Source organism: Symbiopectobacterium sp. (assembly GCF_047692315.1).
Classification (GTDB): Bacteria; Pseudomonadota; Gammaproteobacteria; order Enterobacterales; family Enterobacteriaceae; genus Symbiopectobacterium.
In genome coordinates this window covers 17,633-32,466 of record NZ_JBLLJS010000003.1, presented here as the reverse complement: position 1 = coordinate 32,466, position 14,834 = coordinate 17,633, and the positions used below count along the sequence as shown (strand labels likewise).

At 50.9% G+C, this 14,834-nt stretch carries 17 protein-coding genes and 4 pseudogenes; 14 read left to right on the top strand and 7 right to left on the bottom strand.

The genetic code is table 11. The annotated features are described in order from the left end of the window. Positions 1 to 60 precede the first annotated feature (60 nt). The 4 genes and pseudogenes from ACMZI0_RS00830 to ACMZI0_RS00815 form a co-directional block, all read left to right on the top strand. Complete coding sequence (locus tag ACMZI0_RS00830) at positions 61 to 156, top strand: CAT RNA binding domain-containing protein (RefSeq protein WP_415671683.1); 96 nt, start codon at positions 61 to 63, stop codon at positions 154 to 156. Beyond that, positions 122 to 886, top strand: coding sequence for a PRD domain-containing protein (locus tag ACMZI0_RS00825; RefSeq protein ID WP_415671600.1), 765 nt, complete (start codon positions 122 to 124; stop codon positions 884 to 886). Before ACMZI0_RS00830 ends, ACMZI0_RS00825 begins: the two co-directional genes overlap by 35 nt. 131 nt (positions 887 to 1,017) lie before the next feature. Further along, on the top strand, positions 1,018 to 1,653 hold the full coding sequence (locus ACMZI0_RS00820; protein WP_415671599.1) for a PTS transporter subunit EIIB: 636 nt from the start codon (positions 1,018 to 1,020) through the stop codon (positions 1,651 to 1,653). After that, a pseudogene (locus tag ACMZI0_RS00815) lies at positions 1,650 to 2,073 on the top strand (family 1 glycosylhydrolase); the annotation flags it as partial. The gene ACMZI0_RS00820 and the pseudogene ACMZI0_RS00815, both read left to right, overlap by 4 nt. Before the next feature lie 47 nt (positions 2,074 to 2,120). Here ACMZI0_RS00815 and cbpM read toward each other — a convergent pair. After that, positions 2,121 to 2,417 carry a chaperone modulator CbpM gene (gene cbpM, locus ACMZI0_RS00810; protein ID WP_415671598.1) on the bottom strand — a complete coding sequence of 99 codons (297 nt, stop codon included), beginning with the start codon at positions 2,415 to 2,417 and terminating at the stop codon, positions 2,121 to 2,123. After that, positions 2,417 to 3,337, bottom strand: a pseudogene (gene cbpA / locus ACMZI0_RS00805) (curved DNA-binding protein). The gene cbpM and the pseudogene cbpA overlap by 1 nt, the downstream one beginning before the upstream one ends. 291 nt (positions 3,338 to 3,628) lie before the next feature. Here cbpA and ACMZI0_RS00800 point away from each other — a divergent pair. The 7 genes from ACMZI0_RS00800 (at position 3,629) to ACMZI0_RS00770 (ending at position 8,433) form a co-directional block, all read left to right on the top strand. Continuing rightward, positions 3,629 to 3,904 carry an RNA polymerase sigma factor gene (locus ACMZI0_RS00800; protein WP_415671682.1) on the top strand — a complete coding sequence of 92 codons (276 nt, stop codon included), beginning with the start codon at positions 3,629 to 3,631 and terminating at the stop codon, positions 3,902 to 3,904. Positions 3,905 to 3,910: 6 nt separating this feature from the next. Beyond that, entirely contained in the window at positions 3,911 to 4,129 is a 219-nt protein-coding gene (locus tag ACMZI0_RS00795) for a sigma factor-like helix-turn-helix DNA-binding protein (RefSeq protein WP_415671597.1), read from the top strand. Further along, entirely contained in the window at positions 4,116 to 4,457 is a 342-nt protein-coding gene (locus tag ACMZI0_RS00790; RefSeq protein ID WP_415671596.1) for a FecR/PupR family sigma factor regulator, read from the top strand. The genes ACMZI0_RS00795 and ACMZI0_RS00790 overlap by 14 nt, the downstream gene beginning before the upstream one ends. A 16-nt stretch (positions 4,458 to 4,473) precedes the next feature. Beyond that, entirely contained in the window at positions 4,474 to 5,088 is a 615-nt protein-coding gene (locus tag ACMZI0_RS00785; protein ID WP_415671595.1) for a FecR family protein, read from the top strand. A 314-nt stretch (positions 5,089 to 5,402) separates the two neighbouring features. Beyond that, positions 5,403 to 6,536, top strand: coding sequence for a TonB-dependent siderophore receptor (locus ACMZI0_RS00780; RefSeq protein ID WP_415671594.1), 1,134 nt, complete (start codon positions 5,403 to 5,405; stop codon positions 6,534 to 6,536). 514 nt (positions 6,537 to 7,050) lie between these two features. Next, positions 7,051 to 7,887, top strand: a complete 837-nt coding sequence (locus tag ACMZI0_RS00775) for an MFS transporter (protein WP_415671593.1) — start codon at positions 7,051 to 7,053, stop codon at positions 7,885 to 7,887. A gap of 99 nt (positions 7,888 to 7,986) precedes the next feature. Further along, a complete protein-coding gene (locus ACMZI0_RS00770; protein WP_415671592.1) occupies positions 7,987 to 8,433 on the top strand; it encodes a hypothetical protein in 447 nt (148 codons plus the stop codon). A gap of 316 nt (positions 8,434 to 8,749) precedes the next feature. Here ACMZI0_RS00770 and ACMZI0_RS00765 read toward each other — a convergent pair. Beyond that, positions 8,750 to 9,083, bottom strand: a pseudogene (locus ACMZI0_RS00765) (low molecular weight protein tyrosine phosphatase family protein). Beyond that, positions 9,055 to 9,306 (bottom strand): hypothetical protein, encoded by a 252-nt coding sequence (locus ACMZI0_RS00760; protein ID WP_415671591.1) that lies wholly within the window; start codon positions 9,304 to 9,306, stop codon positions 9,055 to 9,057. Before ACMZI0_RS00760 ends, ACMZI0_RS00765 begins: the two are co-directional and overlap by 29 nt. Before the next feature lie 253 nt (positions 9,307 to 9,559). Between ACMZI0_RS00760 and ACMZI0_RS00755 the strand changes: the two genes are divergently transcribed. Continuing rightward, positions 9,560 to 9,700, top strand: a complete 141-nt coding sequence (locus tag ACMZI0_RS00755; protein WP_415671590.1) for a DUF1778 domain-containing protein — start codon at positions 9,560 to 9,562, stop codon at positions 9,698 to 9,700. 95 nt (positions 9,701 to 9,795) lie between these two features. On the opposite strand, the gene ACMZI0_RS00750 is transcribed toward ACMZI0_RS00755, so the two are convergent. Together ACMZI0_RS00750 and ACMZI0_RS00745 are read right to left on the bottom strand one after the other, a co-directional pair. Then, complete coding sequence (locus ACMZI0_RS00750) at positions 9,796 to 11,184, bottom strand: sigma-54-dependent transcriptional regulator (protein ID WP_415671589.1); 1,389 nt, start codon at positions 11,182 to 11,184, stop codon at positions 9,796 to 9,798. Continuing rightward, on the bottom strand, positions 11,174 to 11,848 hold the full coding sequence (locus ACMZI0_RS00745; protein WP_415671588.1) for a sensor histidine kinase: 675 nt from the start codon (positions 11,846 to 11,848) through the stop codon (positions 11,174 to 11,176). The genes ACMZI0_RS00750 and ACMZI0_RS00745 overlap by 11 nt, the downstream gene beginning before the upstream one ends. A gap of 461 nt (positions 11,849 to 12,309) precedes the next feature. On the opposite strand from ACMZI0_RS00745, the gene ACMZI0_RS00740 reads away from it, so the two are divergent. Then, the gene (locus ACMZI0_RS00740; RefSeq protein ID WP_415671587.1) at positions 12,310 to 13,572 is read left to right on the top strand and encodes an alpha-hydroxy-acid oxidizing protein; all 1,263 of its coding nucleotides are present in this window, start codon (positions 12,310 to 12,312) and stop codon (positions 13,570 to 13,572) included. A gap of 190 nt (positions 13,573 to 13,762) precedes the next feature. On the opposite strand, the gene ACMZI0_RS00735 is transcribed toward ACMZI0_RS00740, so the two are convergent. Continuing rightward, a complete protein-coding gene (locus tag ACMZI0_RS00735; protein WP_415671586.1) occupies positions 13,763 to 13,942 on the bottom strand; it encodes a BrnT family toxin in 180 nt (59 codons plus the stop codon). A 402-nt stretch (positions 13,943 to 14,344) separates the two neighbouring features. Here ACMZI0_RS00735 and ACMZI0_RS00730 point away from each other — a divergent pair. After that, positions 14,345 to 14,774 (top strand): annotated as a pseudogene (locus tag ACMZI0_RS00730) (hypothetical protein); the annotation flags it as partial. Between the last annotated feature and the right edge of the window lie 60 nt (positions 14,775 to 14,834).

Here is a 14,834-nt window from a genome sequence, read left to right as displayed (position 1 = left end):
CTAAAAGAGAGAAAGGCTCTTTTAGGTTTTGCTTTTTTTGGGTGAAATATGAGAATATAGCTGGTTCTGAATAACAATGTCATCGTTGCACGCGATTTTAGCGGCAAGGAGTGCGTTGTTATTGGAAAAGGCGTCGGGTTTAATAAAAAAAACTGACGACCTGGTTGATGAAGCCTGTATTCAAAAAATATTTCGGCTCGATGAAGAAAATAGCCTTGATAAAACCAGTGAAGCGTTTAAGGATGTTCCTGAAGTGCTGTTTAATATCGTTCTCGACATCGTCAAACAGGCGACCAGCAAACTCGACAGAAAAATTCATAAAAGCGTTTATGCCTCTTTGCTTGACCACTTAAGTTTTGCTATCGAAAGAACTCGGCAGGGAACCTACGTCGAAAATATGCTGCTGTGGGATATCAAGCGCCTTTATCGCAATGAGTTTATCATCGGCCAATGGGCGATTGCTGAAATTAATGAGCAACTCCACGTTAAGTTGCCTGAAGACGAAGCCGGATTTATTGCCTTGCATCTGCTGAACTCGCAGAAAGACGGCGCCATGCCGGATATTAAAGCAGTGTTGAAAGTTATTCAGGATATTCTGAATATTCTGAATATTGTTAAATACCATTTCAAAATTGAATACGAAGAAGACTCAATCAATTTTCAGCGTTTTGTCACTCACCTGAAATTTTTTGCTCATCGGTTGCTGAGCAATACCTATGTTACCAGCGATGACAGTTCGCTGCATGACGTTGTCGCGTTAAAATATTCTGCCTCTTATGAATGTGCCAAACGCGTGAATAAATTTATTAGCCATGATTATGGCCGCTCGTTAACTGATGATGAAATGATGTTTCTTTCTATACATATTGAACATGTGAGGAAATGAAATTTTAAAGACAATTCTCACGATGGGTTTTAATACGAGCGCTAAAACAGCCGCTTATTCATTCTATGATAAATAATGTTTTTTATGCAAAGGCATAAAAATACGACTATGACTATTATTGAGGTCAGCCCATGAGTAATTTCCGTTTACTTGCCGGGGAAATACTTGAGCTTATTGGTGGTGAAAAGAACGTTGTTTCTTTAACTCACGGTATTACACGCTTAAGATTTTCACTAAAAGATGGAAAAAAATTTAATAAAGCAGCATTGGATAAACTGGATGGCGTTATTTTGGCCGTCGAAAGTAATAACCAATACCAAGTCGTGATTGGCAATGACGTCACTACCGTGTATCGCCTTTTGGTGGACGAGTTTGGGATTAAAGGTGATGTCTCCTCAGACAGTGAAGGCGAATCCGATGGGAAGAAAGGCAATATTGTCGGACGTCTGTTCAATAAAACGTCCTCCATCTTAGTGCCTATTGTGCCCGCATTGGCCGGTGCCGGGATGCTGAAAGCGTTTCTGGTGATCCTGTCGACCTATCACTTTATTGATACCGCAGGCAGTACCTATAAAATTCTGGCGGCAGCGAGCAACAGCGTGTTCTATTTCCTGCCGCTGCTGTTAGCGTTTTCCTGTGCCAAAGCGTTCAATGCGCATCCGTTTGTTTCCGTGGCGATTGTCGGTGCGTTGCTGGAACCGACGTTCACCGGCTTGATGGCGAAGCAGGGGGATATTGTCCAGTTTCTGGGGATTCCGGTGGCGTGAAGAACCCCTATCTGAAAACCACCGAATGGGACTGGCAGATCGATCCGGTCGGGTTGCGGATTGCGCTCAACGATATGTACGATCGTTATCAGATCCCCTTATTCGTGGTGGAAAACGGTATGGGAGTCGTGGATCAGATCGACGAAAATCATCAGGTGAACGATGACTACCGTATTGTATTCTTTGAGTCACACCTGAGAGAGATGCAAGAAGCGGTGAAAGACGGGGTGGAACTGATGGGTTACACCTCTTGGGCGCCCATCGATCTTATCAGTGCATCGACGTCAGAAATGAACAAAGCGTTACGGCTTTATCTATGTCGATCAGGATAACGACGGTAACGGCACGCTGGCCCGCTACCGTAAGAAGAGTTTCTACTGGTATCAGAACGTTATCGCCACCAACGGTGAAACGCTCTAACGCGTGAGTGAAAGGTCAGGGCGCGTGCCATAGCGCCCTGACCGTGGCTAAATAAAGCGCGAGAGACGCTGTTGCAACCGACGATTTTCCTGACGCAGCTGCGCGTTCTCTTCCAGTAATGTCAGGGCCACGGCGATGCCGGGCCAATCCAACTCTAACTCCCTTCTCAAACGCAGTGCGCGCTGCACAATCGCTGCCGCACGATCGTCAAATTGCCAGCATGAATGTTCGTCTTCGCGAGGTTCAATCACGCCCAGGCCGACAATTTTACTCAGATCGTCTTCCGAAACGCCGGTATGCAGGCAAAACTCAGTAACGGTAAAGGTGATGGTTACAGTAGACATTATGCTTTCCCCCATGTCTTGCGAGGATCAAAGGACGACTGAGCGTCTGCCAGTTGTTTCCACAGGACGCGGGTGCTGTCATCGGGGTGCGGTGGCATCACGATTTTGATCACGGCATACAGATCGCCGGTATGGTGTTTGCCGAGAAGCCCCTTACCTTTGATACGCAACCGTTGTCCAGCCTGACTGCCTGTAGGGATTGTCAACAGAATGCTCTCTTTCAGTGTCGGTACGGTGGCCTTTGTGCCCAGCGCTGCTTCCCACGAGGAAAGCGGAACGACAATTTCCAGATCGTGACCCACGATATCAAACAGCGGATGCGGTGCAATATGGATAACCAACCACAGATTGCCATTCGGTCCGCCATGCTCGCCCGGCGTTCCCTGGCCTTTAAGGCGAATGCGCTGACCGTTGCCAACGCCTGCTGGTATCTTCACATTGAGCGTTTTGGGAATTTCCTGCTCTACCATGCCGAAGGCGTTATACACCGGTAGCCTGTAACTGATGGTTTGATTGTGCTAGGTAAGCGTTTCTTCGAGGAATACCGCTACTTCGATTTCAATGTCATGGCCACGGGTTGCGCGGGATTGCTGTGACTGGCGCGCATGCTGACCAAAGATAGAGGAGAAGAGATCGTCAACGTCTTCAGCCTTATAGCGCTGACCACTTTCCTGTTGAGGTTGTCGGTTGAACTGCGGATCATTGCGGTGTTGCCACAGTTGGTCATACTCGGCACGCCGCTGTTCATCACTAAGCACTTCCCATGCTTCAGCCACTGCTTTAAACCGTGCTTCGGCATCGGGCTCTTTGCTGACATCCGGGTGGTATTTACGGGCCAGTCGACGATAGGCGGTCTTGATGGTTTTGAGATCGTCCGTCGATTTTACGCCCATGATGGCGTAATAATCCTTTAATTCCATAACGTAATCTCGCGTAATTCAATAGGTAAATGGGATTCCTGAGAGTGTTTTCACCGCTAAGTGTAGGATAATCCCATGGAATGCATATATCTATCGCAAACCACCAGGTCGATAACCGTACTAAACGTAATGCATTGATTATATTTTATTTGCTGGAAACGGTTGATAACATCAGCAATAATTGCCGTCCGTTCAGCCATTCTCCCCGCCTTGTGGCACAGGATCCTTGCGCGGTTCGGCACTGTTTTTACCACCGTTCGGGGCTCGACGTCATGACCGACAAAAGCAAGGATCTCGCCGCGTTATTTATACCTCACAGAGCATGAGCGCTTGGAACGTCAGATCCGACGTCGGGTTGGCTGCCGTAATATCGCCAGCGATCTGGTGCAGGATATTTTTCTTCGCTTGTGGGAAAAGGCGGTTGAGTGGAAAGGCGACTCTGCCGCTTATCTCACCCGCTGTGCGCGTAATGCGGCAATCGACCATTTGCGGGCGGAAAAAACCAAAGCAGACTACCTTCGAGGCGTGCTACCGGAGCAATACGCTGAAGAGTCGGAGTCACCGTAAGAGATTGTGTCCGCACAGCAGAACATCCATCACATTGATGAAATCCTTGCTGCCTTACCGCAAAAGATGCGGCATATCTTTTTGCTCAATCGGGTTCATGGACGCAGTTTCTCGGAAATCGCTGCGGTGATGGGGATTTCATCACGTGCGGTGGCAAAACATATGGCGCGGGCAGTGGCTGCCTGCGAAGCGCGCATAGGAAGCGAGCACGATGACACCGTCTGAGACGCAGATCCGCGAACAAGCGCGCGACTGGTTTATTTCTCTGCGGGATAATCCTTCGCGCTCTCAGCGTGCCGCCTGTGACCAGTGGCGACATAGTAACCCCGCGCACGATGAAGCATATCGCGCGGTCGAAGCGGTATGGCTGGCAACCGCAGCGCCGGGCAAGCGGCTGGCGGAAAAAGAGTCTGAGGTGCTGGCGGTCTATCTCACCGCAATGAAGCAGGCACAGCGCCATCAACGAGCAAGGCGGTGGCTTGTCTCGGCCAGCGCCTGCTGTGCATTGGTGTTGGTGGGGATTCTCTGGCTGGAAAAAATAATATATTCATAATGTTACGTCGATACACGTGGCGAGAAAAGGCGAACGTCGTGACGTAACGCTGGCAGATGGCTCGCGGGTATTACTGGATGCAGATAGCGCGTTCAGCGTGGAGGTTACACCGCAATTGCGGCGCGTCCACTTGCTGCGCGGTGCCGCTTTCTTTGATGTCACGCCTTCGCAGACTCCCTTTGTGGTGGCGACAGCGGCGGGTGATGTTCGGGTGCTTGGCACTCAATTTGATGTACGGCTGATCGATGACGCCGCATTGGTGACCTTGGCAAAAGGCAGTGTAGCCGTGACGGCGGGTGGGGCAGTGACACCCGCCATGCTTAAGCCCGGACAGCAGGTGTGGTTTAGCGCCACCGTTACCCATGCGCCTGTCAGCGTGAATGTTGCAGATGAAATGGCGTGGCGTGAAGGGTGTTATATTTTCTATCGTGCTCGCCTGGCCGATGTGGTGCGTGAGGTGGAACGCTATCGTCCCGGGCGTATTCTCATCCCGGCGTCTGCGTTGGCCAATGAAAGAGTGACCGGCAGCTTCTCGCTGGCGGATAGCGATGTAGCGTTGGTGTCTTTGCAGGCCAGTGTTGGGTTCCAGATGCGCAAAGTAACTGAACGTCTGGTGATTCTCTATCCATAAAAATTATCTGTTTTACAGTGTATTGTGATTTTTTTATCAAAAAATTTATTTTCAGGGTTCAGTGATCCGTTTTCTCATCCGTGAACTTAGTGAGAGTGCAAATGATAATTACTATTATTAACGTGCTCGCTGTTCATGACACGAGATAAGGATCTCCTCTAATGAAACAAAAAAGAGCACACCAGGCAGGCTACCTATTCGCCACCCTTTTATTGACCAGCTTTAGTGGTGCGCACAGCACCGCAGCGCAGGTTCAGTAGCACGCAGCGCAGCAATTCAGCTTCAATCTCCCGGCGAAACCGGTCACTCAGGCGGTGAACGACATTGGACGTATCACTGGCCTATCCGTTGTTTTCCGTGAAGAACAGAAAATGGCCGCCATTGGCAAACCTGTTCGCGGCACGCTGAGCGCAGAGCAAGCGTTGGCAATCCTGCTCAATGGCACCGGGCTGGGCTACCGCTTTAGTAATGCGACCACAGTACAGATTTATGTATTGCCCCCTTCGACGAGTGCAGCATCAAGGGGAACGTCCGACACCATGGTGGTTCAGGCGCAGGGAAATAGCCGACTTGGCCCGGTGGTGGGTTATGTTGCCAGCAACAGTACCTCTGGCACCAAAACCAACACCCCGCCGATGAGAACACCGCAGTCGGTCAGCGTGATTACCCGCGAACAGGCTGACGCGCAGGGAGCGCAAAGTCTGGTTCAGGCATTGCGCTATTCATCGGGCGTGGCGGCAGAGGTTCGTGGCTCGGCATCGCGTTATGACTTGCCTTATGTGTGTGGCTTCGGTTCGCCAACCAACAGCAACCAGTATCTTGATGGCTTGCGTTTGCTGCGTGGCGGCGGTTATGCCATTCCACAGATTGAAACCTATGGCATTGAACTCATTGAGTTTCTCAAAGGTCCTTCTTCTACGCTGTATGGCGGTGTTACCCCCGGCGGGCTGATCAATGCCATTTCCAAGGTGCCTACCAGCGAGCCGCAGCACGCGGTTGAGATGCTCTACGGCAGCCATAACCGGATGCAGCTTGGTGTTGATTCCGCCGGGCCGCTCAATGACGATCGCTCGTTGCTCTATCGCGTGGTCGCACTTGGCCGGAAATCTGACACGCAGGTGGTTAATACCAAAGAGGAGCGTGTCTACGTTGCGCCCTCTCTGACCTGGATTCCAAATACCGATACCTCATTCACGCTGAACATGAGCTACCAGCACGATCCGGAAGGGGGATACTACGGCGTGCTGCCCACCGTAGGTTCTCTGTGGCCCAGTCCGGCCGGGCAAATTCCGCGTAATTTTAACGACGGCGATCTGGCGTTTGATGAATTTGATCGTAAGCAGAGCAGAGCATGGTGGGGTATCAGTTTGAGCACCGCATCAATGACACTTGGAGCGTGCGCCACAACTTCCGCTATCTCGATCATTCAACGGTTACCAAGAGCGTAGTGACGCCCAGTATGGGTGTCGATGGGCATACGATCGCGCGTTACGCGTTGGGGACTGATGGGTTTGACATCCGATCTGCAACTTCAGGCTGAATTCGATACCGGGCGCTTGTATCACACGGCCTTATTAGGTTTTGATTATCAGGAATCTGACTGGACGCAGATTCGGGATTATCGCTTCCGCTCCGGAGCACTGGAAGGGATTACCGTGGGCAGCGGCGTACGCTATGTCGGCGGCACGGTAGGCGGATATTCGCCGAACGTTTACACCGCCAATGCCACGCGGTTGGACGCGCCGAGTTACACCGTATTTGATGCGTCGGTCAGCTACGATTTCGGCAAAAGATCGGCAACGCTCAACGGGTTAAGTGGCAAGGTCAGCGTCAATAACCTGTTTGATAAACGCTATGTCACTTGCCTGTCCAATAACTTCTGTAACTACGGTAACGATCGCGTGGTGTATGCCTCGCTGGCATCCGCCGCTCTTGCCATCTCGCCTTGCATGGATTGTGCCTATGCAAGTGCTGGCGGCATTCACGGTCGCCATGGTGGCGCTGCTGGAAGGTGCTGCAATGGGCATCCTGTTCGCGATGGGGCTCTTTGTGGCGTTCACCATGGCAACCATGGATATTGCGCTGGATGCTCTGGCGGTAGAACGGATTCATCCGGCCTGGCGACCGTGTGCTGCGGCCTGCAAACTGGGAGCATTATCGACAGGTGCCATGATTGGCGGCGGCGCTTTTGTTGCGCTGTTTCACACCTATGGCTGGAAAGCGATCTTCCTGTGTTATGCCGCCTCTCTCTTGCTGCTGGTGTTACCGGTGCTGCTGTTGATGAAAGAGGTGCCGCACGCTGGCCTTCCAAATGCTGAACGGCGGGACGCGGCGAGCCTGAGCACACTGCTGCGTAACCCCGTGCAGCGCAAGAGGCTGATTCTACTGACGCTGGCGTGCTGCGTTATCTTCCCGATTGCGGGACTGAACCGCCTGATGCTGATTGATCTTAACGTGCCGATGGAGCAGATCGGCGGGATCGTCGGCACGCTCGGCCCCATCACCATGCTGATCAACCGCCGTTATCTCTATGCCGCTGATGAGACGGTGTGGGCTTTCCGGCGCGCTGATGGCGTTCACCGTGCTGGCTTTACTGGCGTTAGCCGCGATGGCGACAGGCTTTGTGATGGCGCTGGCATGGCTGGTCATGTCGGGCGCGATAGCGGTGGGAGCGGCGGTGAGCGCCACAATATTAGGGTGGTCGCGCGGGGCGCAACCCGCCACCGATTACGCTGCTTCTTACGGCGTAGGGCGGTTTGCCAGCACGCTTGGCCACCATTGCGGGGGCGCAAATGGTGAACTGGATTAGCTGGCCCTGGTTCTACGCATCGGGTGCGCTGGCATTACTGATTATCACGGGGCTACTGCGTGCCCCTATGGCAGAAAAGGATGAATGATATGAACCAACAAGGTATTTATTCCGGTGAGCAACTGGACAGTGAAATCTTCGACAGTTCGCGCTGGCCAGTGGTATTCCTGCGCTTTCCCGCATTGGAGATGCCGAATCGCACTGACAGACTACTGGCGGGATTGACGCAAATTTTAACACAGCAGCAGCGCGTGGTCTTGGTGTGGATTCCGGCAAGGCATGGTCATGAAAGAGAGCCGCATGAACAAGAGAAACAGGCATCGCGTTGGATGAAGCAGTATAAAAATGAGCTGCGCGATTACTGCGCGGGCTATGTGTATTTGACCTCCGAGCCTGAAGTGCGCGAGAGCCTGAGCGCCATGTTCCCCAAGGTGAAAAAGATCCTGCCGTTCCCCAAAACGCTGGCCGACGACATGGACGATGCTTATCTAAAAGCTACGGCGTTTCTTGCTCTTAGTAAGGACGCGGCGGAGTAGGTCCAGATGTGTTGCGGATGCATTTCAGCGCCCAATATCATGAAAAAGATCCGCAACGCACTGGCTCCGTATGACGCAATGTCTGCCACCACATCCTCGTCAAGCCAACCCACATAGCCAGGCTGGCTTGGCGTAAAGGGGAAACAGGTTATTTTATCCCCTGCGACGCGATGGTTGAATCGGTCGTTTTACAAAGCTCCTGTTACGTTGCCCTATCATTGTTGTGATCTACCGCCGCTAACGAAACATGCAGATGCTTCAGTCGTTCTAGCGTGCTAACTGGCAAGGCGAGAGCGGTAATTAATTGCGCGGCGATTCAACGATCGTAAATACCCAATCTTTCCGGTACGACCGCTTCCAATAGCTTAATCAGCGCAGGATCCATATAGCGGTAGTCGTCGGGAATATCGAGCACATGGAGTGGTTTGTTTTCGATGATGCGACGATATTCAGCCATTAGCCGGTTTTTGTGTTTTTGTTCCATCACACAAATAACATCAGCCCAGTGAAGCAGGTCATGTGATACGGTTTTTTTTTGCGTTCCGGCTAGTTCCGGCGGAACGAACGGCAAGTGACAAGTGGTGGCGGAACACCTGTTCCGCCGTGGGGCTTCGCCATTGATTACGACTGCATATGAAAAGAACATTCATCGGCAAGCTGATACTCTTCCAGACCGCGCTTCGCCAGTAACTGGTTTGTTACGCGTGGATACTCCATTCCCAGTTGTGCGGCACGCAACACTTTGTCGGAACGTGTGTACAACATCTTCCAGTTTTTTTCGCCACGAAAACGTAAAAGCGCGGTATGAACATCGCGGGATTTATTACGCTGCTTTTGAGCAATGCGCCAATCCCGGTTACGGGTTATTTCCATTGTTTTTCTCTCTCAGATTGATCGGGTTCAGCAGCCGCGACAATCCGAATATAATTAACTTGTTGATTTTATAGCATTAATTTAGGGTAATTCCAGTGCAATGTTGTTTGATTGCTGTTATTGCCATGCCGTTTTTGTTTTCAATTCATCTATATTAGCTCCAATAAAATGATGTTATGGAAAACAGTTCCCCCCCGCCGCCTTAGCGCTAACTACGTTATGATGTGTAGCTTTTGCTATACATGAGGCCATTATGAGAACTGAAGCGAAAGGAACATCGATCAATATCCGCGCTAAAGCATCACAGCGAGAGCTGATTGATGTCGCAGCAAAGCTGCTATCAAAGTCTCGCACTGATTTTATCCATGAGGCGGCATGCCGTGAGGCGGAATAAGTGTTGCTTGCTCAACGACTGTTCTTGGTCGATGAGGCACAGTTTGATGCCTTCATGACCATGCTTGAACGATCAACCCTCTAAACCGCTCGGTATTACGTGTTCTCATCGGTTTTTTGTTTTTGGGTGTCTGTTTCTCTGCTGAGGGTTGTCTTGCCTAAACGGCGGCTCAGGGCACTTTGCGTGATCCCGAGCAGTTTGGCAGCGGCGCTCTGGTTGTTATTGGTGCGAACGAGTGCCTCATGGATCAACTGCTGCGTGATTTCTCTAATGGTGGGCAAGTTTGCCGGAAAGGTAATTCGTTCACTTTGCGGCATCTGTCGGGTCTGTTCTAGCACTTTAAAAAAAGGCGCGAGGGCCAGCTCCCGGCCGTTACTGATTCCAACTGCGGTAAAGGTTAGCGACTTTAATTCGGCAATATTTCCTGGGAAGGCGTAACGCTCTAATCGGCTCGCGAGATCGTGGGGCAGAGCGAGGTAATCCTGGCCCAACTCCTGGCAGGCTATTTCATTAAAATGTTGCAATAACAAGCCAATATCGGCGGTCCGTTCCCTCAGCGGCGGCAGTTTGATGCGTTGTGGTTGCAAGCAGTAGAGCAATCCATGGGAAAAAGCCGTTTGCTCGAGTTGTTCCAGTGGCTCTGTCGTGCTAAACAGTAATCGGCATTTGAGAGCGGTTTCCCGCAACGAGCCCTGTGGAAAATAGCGTTTGCGCTGACACAGTTGAGTGAGCACCCTTTGGGTTTCCGCGCCCACCAGCGTTAAATTATCGAGCAGCAAAAAGCCTGAGCCTGCCATATCGAGCAAGTCCACTTGATTGGCAACCCCAAACAGTTTTTGCTCCAACATCTGCGGGGATACATCGGCCAGTGACAGCGTTAACAAGGGTAATTCTGGGTAAACCAGTTGTTGCAGTGCCTCAGCGAACAGGTGCTTGCCTGTGCCGATTTCCCCTTCAATTAAAATGGGCTCGCGACTATCTTGCAGAGTGGCGGCGAAGTTGAAGCAGTCGTGCATTTTGATGTCAGTGGTGAGGATGCGATCGAATGCGCTCAGGTTTATGCGGTTAAAGAAACCCTCTTTAATTTGATGATAACGCCGTTCTAGCCCGATCATCTCCATAGCGCGGCGGACACATATCAGTAACTGGTCGGTCGAACTGGTTTTGGTAATAAAATCGTAGGCTCCTTGCTTCATGCACTCTACCGCGATTTCGGTTTCATTGAGTCCCGTCAATACGATCACTCGGACATAGGGGGCATGCTCGCGAATATCCCTCAGCAATTGCCGGCCGTCGAGGGCGGGCATGTTGAGATCGAGTAACACCAGCGCGATATCCAAATCGTTGATCAGTTGCATAGCCTGGCGGCTGTTTTCGCAGGTGTAGGTCTTAGCCTCCGGAATATGCCGATTGAGCAACATATCGATGGTGCGTAACCAGCGGGTTTCATCATCGATGACGAGAATATTGCGGCTAAGCTTCATTGCACATTCCTAACAGGATTTTCATTTCGGTGCCGATGTTGGGCTGCGAATGGATAAGCCATTGGGCACCGTGTTCGACAAGAATTTTATTGGTGGTCGAGAGCCCAAGCCCAGTGCCACCTTGCTCGCGCCGTGTGGTGAAGAAAGGCTCGCGAATACGTGCCTGTATGTGCGGCTGCATACCGCAACCATTATCTATGACCTTAAGATATACCCGCCCCTCTTCGACCCCGGTTTCAATCGTCAGCAGCGGGTGGGGTTTATCCATCGCCAGACAGGCATTTTGGATCAAATTGATAAGCACCAGTTGCAGTTCGTCCCCCTTAATTGCAGGAAGTTGAGGATGGAGTGAGAGCTGCAACTGCAAACGTTTGACATTGTTATGGGTTAATCGCAACGCGGTTTCAACAATGTGGTTTAGCGCGACAGGCTTAACATTGCTGAGGCCATAGCGGGAGAAGTGCTTGAGATCGTGAATAATGCAGCCAATACGCTGAGCCGATTCCTGCACCGATTGGCTGGTATAATTAAGCTCCTCAAGCCCCTGTAGCAGCGCCTGCGGTTGCGTGCTCGCCAACGGCAGAGCACGTTGCAGATCGTCGATAATATCCTGCATCAGACTCAGCGCTAATATCATTCCCCGTAAATACTGCCAATAGCTCACTGAATACACACCTTGTTGAACTCTTCCCAAAATTGGTGCTCTCTTTTTTATGGAGAGGAAGGGCCGAAAGCTTTACTTTACGCTGCTACTGAATAAAGGGAAGAGATCAATCTCGCTTTTTGGATTGGATGTAACCCTAAGTGCAGTTAGTTCACAATAGCAGGCTGTTATCTCTTTTTTGACAGTGATATCACATTTAATTTACTTGGCTAATTTTACGGTTAAGTTATATTAGTTTAAAGAGAATGATAATTAATTAATTTTGAGGGATTGAGTTTTGTTGTTATGCAAAAATGCATAATTGGGTATGCAAGGTTCAAAGTTTTTTAAGTTAAGCGATCTATCGCCAAATTTTATCCTCGAGTGTTATCCCCTAAGAAATTATGCGGCGTAAATTCAGGCTGTGAGCAATACGCGTTAGTAACTCCTGAAAAGAATTGAATAACATAGGGGACACTAATATGGATAATAAATTAGATCAAAATCGTCGAGAATTTTTAACCAAGGGAGCAGTACTGGCCGCAGCGGCAGGAACGCTTGCCCTGTCGGCCTCATCTTCGGCCCGTGCCGCAGAGGCGGTGGCCGCAACGGCAGCCACTGCAGCGGCGGAAGAGCCAAAAGCCATCACGGGTTACATTAAAGAGCCTAAAAACTTAAAAGATGTGCTCGGCAATGCCCGTAAAATCATGAGTACTTGCGCGGCTTGTGATGTCGCCGGTGCAGGCCGTTGTAACGGTAAAGGCCCCTGCGGAGAAGGGGGTCCTGGTATGGGCGGTATGCGCCAAAGCTTTGTGCGTCGTAACATTGAAGCCTTTGAAGGCATGAGCCTCACTATGAGCAGCCTGCACAATGTGAGTAAACCGAAAATGGAAACGGAGTTACTCGGCGTTAAATTAGCGATGCCCATTCTGACCGGTGTCACTGGCGGTCTAACCTACAACATGGGGGCTGCCAACAAATTAGCGTTCGATGGCGAAGTAATGACCGAAGATAAATACGCCCGCGGCATTATCGAAGGCGCGGCAAACTCAGGTTGTTTAGGTTGGGCGGCAGACGGTATTGAAGATCCACTCGATACCTACAAACGTCGTTTAGAAGTCGTCAAAGAATTTAAAGGTCGCGCGATTGCGCAAATCAAACCTCGTACGCAACAGGAAATTTTTGACCGTATCGATCTGGTACAGAATGCCGGTGCGCCTTTCTTTGCGATTGATATCGATTCGTCAGGTCGTGCTGCCCGTGCTTTACCCGGCAACACGGTTGATCCTAACGATCTGAAAAAGCTTAAAGAAATCGTTAAATACGCCAAGATCCCCTTTATGGCGAAAGGTGTGATGACGGTTGAAGAAGCCCTGATGTGCTCCGAAGCCGGTTGCGGTGCAGTTGTGGTGTCTAACCACGGTGGGCGCGTACTGAGCTCGACTCCTGCGACTATGCATGTGTTACCCGCTATTGTAAAAGCCGTACGCGATCGCGGTTACAAGATGCCCATTCTGGTCGACGGCGGCGTGCGTGATGGTGGCGATGTGCTCAAAGCGCTGGCCAGCGGTGCTCATGCCGTATTAGTCGGTCGTCCAATGCTGCGTGCCAGCCTCGGCGGTGGTGTTAAAGGGGTTGAGATGCAGTTCAAACGCTTCCAGGGTGAGCTTGAGTCCAGCATGGTGCTGACCGGCACCGCCGATGTGAAGAATGTCGATCCCTCGATTCTCATCCGGGAAGTTTAATTAATATGAATCGCTGTGGGGACCATTAGACAGAAAATCCCCTTGGGAATAGCGGTGGCTGTGTGACTGTTGCCACCGCTTTTCGTATGGACGAGTGAGAGATCAGGAACGCAATGCTTTTTCCATTTCCCGGCGTATCGCTATAGTCAATGTCTGTATCTGCATGTTGTTAAGACGATCAATCTGTTGTTTACGATTCATAGTCTTTGTAACTCGTTCTTTCTTTGGCGTTCGTTTTTCGGGCGGAAATGATCCTGATTGAACCGAATCTATCCGTATGAACCACCAAAAGTAAAATTTGTCCTTCTGCTGCACCTATTGTCTGATAGCGCTTTTTGCCATAACCAAATCGGTTATCACGAGCGCTCAATACACAAGTCAACCCGTACAGACGGGATGACTTGTGGCAGATGAGTATCAGCCTACTTCATCGATAGTGATCCACTGTATCTAACGAAACATTCAAATGCTCCAGCCGTTCAGCCAGCATGAAGGTGAGAATTTCTTTAATGGCGGGATCTTCCTGTTTGATTAATGCATGGGTTAATGCACGGCACTAGTCGGTCACTTCTGTAAGTATTCCGGTAAACCGAACCGTTCACTTTTAGAGATCTTCCGCTTGTTTGCCCTGGCAGAAGCCAAAGAGGGCGGAAAACTGAAACGCTACCGGGTGGCTAACCCCTACCGCACAGGTCATTAATTTTCGTCTGGCCACGTTCACCGGCTCGATCGACGCACCGAAGCAGGACGGCAAACAGGCGTGGTTAGTGACGTTTACCCCGCCGTTCCGCTGCCGGTGCCGATGGTGGGCAGTGAATCGGGTATGTTCCAGTTTCCCCCGGCTGGCACACTGGTTGAGATTGGTTTCACCGATGGTCGGCCCGATCGCCTGTTTGTGCGGCAAACGCTGGCACAGGGCCATAGTCTGCCGGACGTGAAGCCAGGCGAGCAGCTACAGCAGCAGCGCGCGGAAGTGTCGCAGCGCGTAATGGTTGCAGGGGATTGGGAACGGCAGACCGACCAAAGCATTAAAGAATCGTCTATGCGCCGTGATATTACCGCCGATGAAGAAAAACGTACCCTTGTTGCCAGGGAAACCACGATACAGGCAACGGACAAAACTACCGTGCTTGGCACGTCCACGCTACTCGCCGGTGCAGATGGCACCGGGGGATTACAGCCTGGCGACGCAAGCAGGCTACAGAAAAAGTACAGCCTAGTTATTGGTTAATAATATTTGCTTCGTATGGGTACACCAATAT

Bases quoted from the DNA above. Each gene is read 5' to 3' on its own strand.
- ACMZI0_RS00820 (WP_415671599.1), top strand. From the start codon at position 1,018: ATGAGTAATTTCCGTTTACTTGCCGGGGAAATACTTGAGCTTATTGGT.
- cbpM (WP_415671598.1), bottom strand. From the start codon at position 2,417: ATGTCTACTGTAACCATCACCTTTACCGTTACTGAGTTTTGCCTGCAT.
- ACMZI0_RS00790 (WP_415671596.1), top strand. From the start codon at position 4,116: ATGACACCGTCTGAGACGCAGATCCGCGAACAAGCGCGCGACTGGTTT.
- ACMZI0_RS00775 (WP_415671593.1), top strand. From the start codon at position 7,051: ATGCAAGTGCTGGCGGCATTCACGGTCGCCATGGTGGCGCTGCTGGAA.
- ACMZI0_RS00770 (WP_415671592.1), top strand. From the start codon at position 7,987: ATGAACCAACAAGGTATTTATTCCGGTGAGCAACTGGACAGTGAAATC.
- ACMZI0_RS00760 (WP_415671591.1), bottom strand. From the start codon at position 9,306: ATGGAAATAACCCGTAACCGGGATTGGCGCATTGCTCAAAAGCAGCGT.
- ACMZI0_RS00755 (WP_415671590.1), top strand. From the start codon at position 9,560: ATGAGAACTGAAGCGAAAGGAACATCGATCAATATCCGCGCTAAAGCA.
- ACMZI0_RS00750 (WP_415671589.1), bottom strand. From the start codon at position 11,184: ATGAAGCTTAGCCGCAATATTCTCGTCATCGATGATGAAACCCGCTGG.
- ACMZI0_RS00740 (WP_415671587.1), top strand. From the start codon at position 12,310: ATGGATAATAAATTAGATCAAAATCGTCGAGAATTTTTAACCAAGGGA.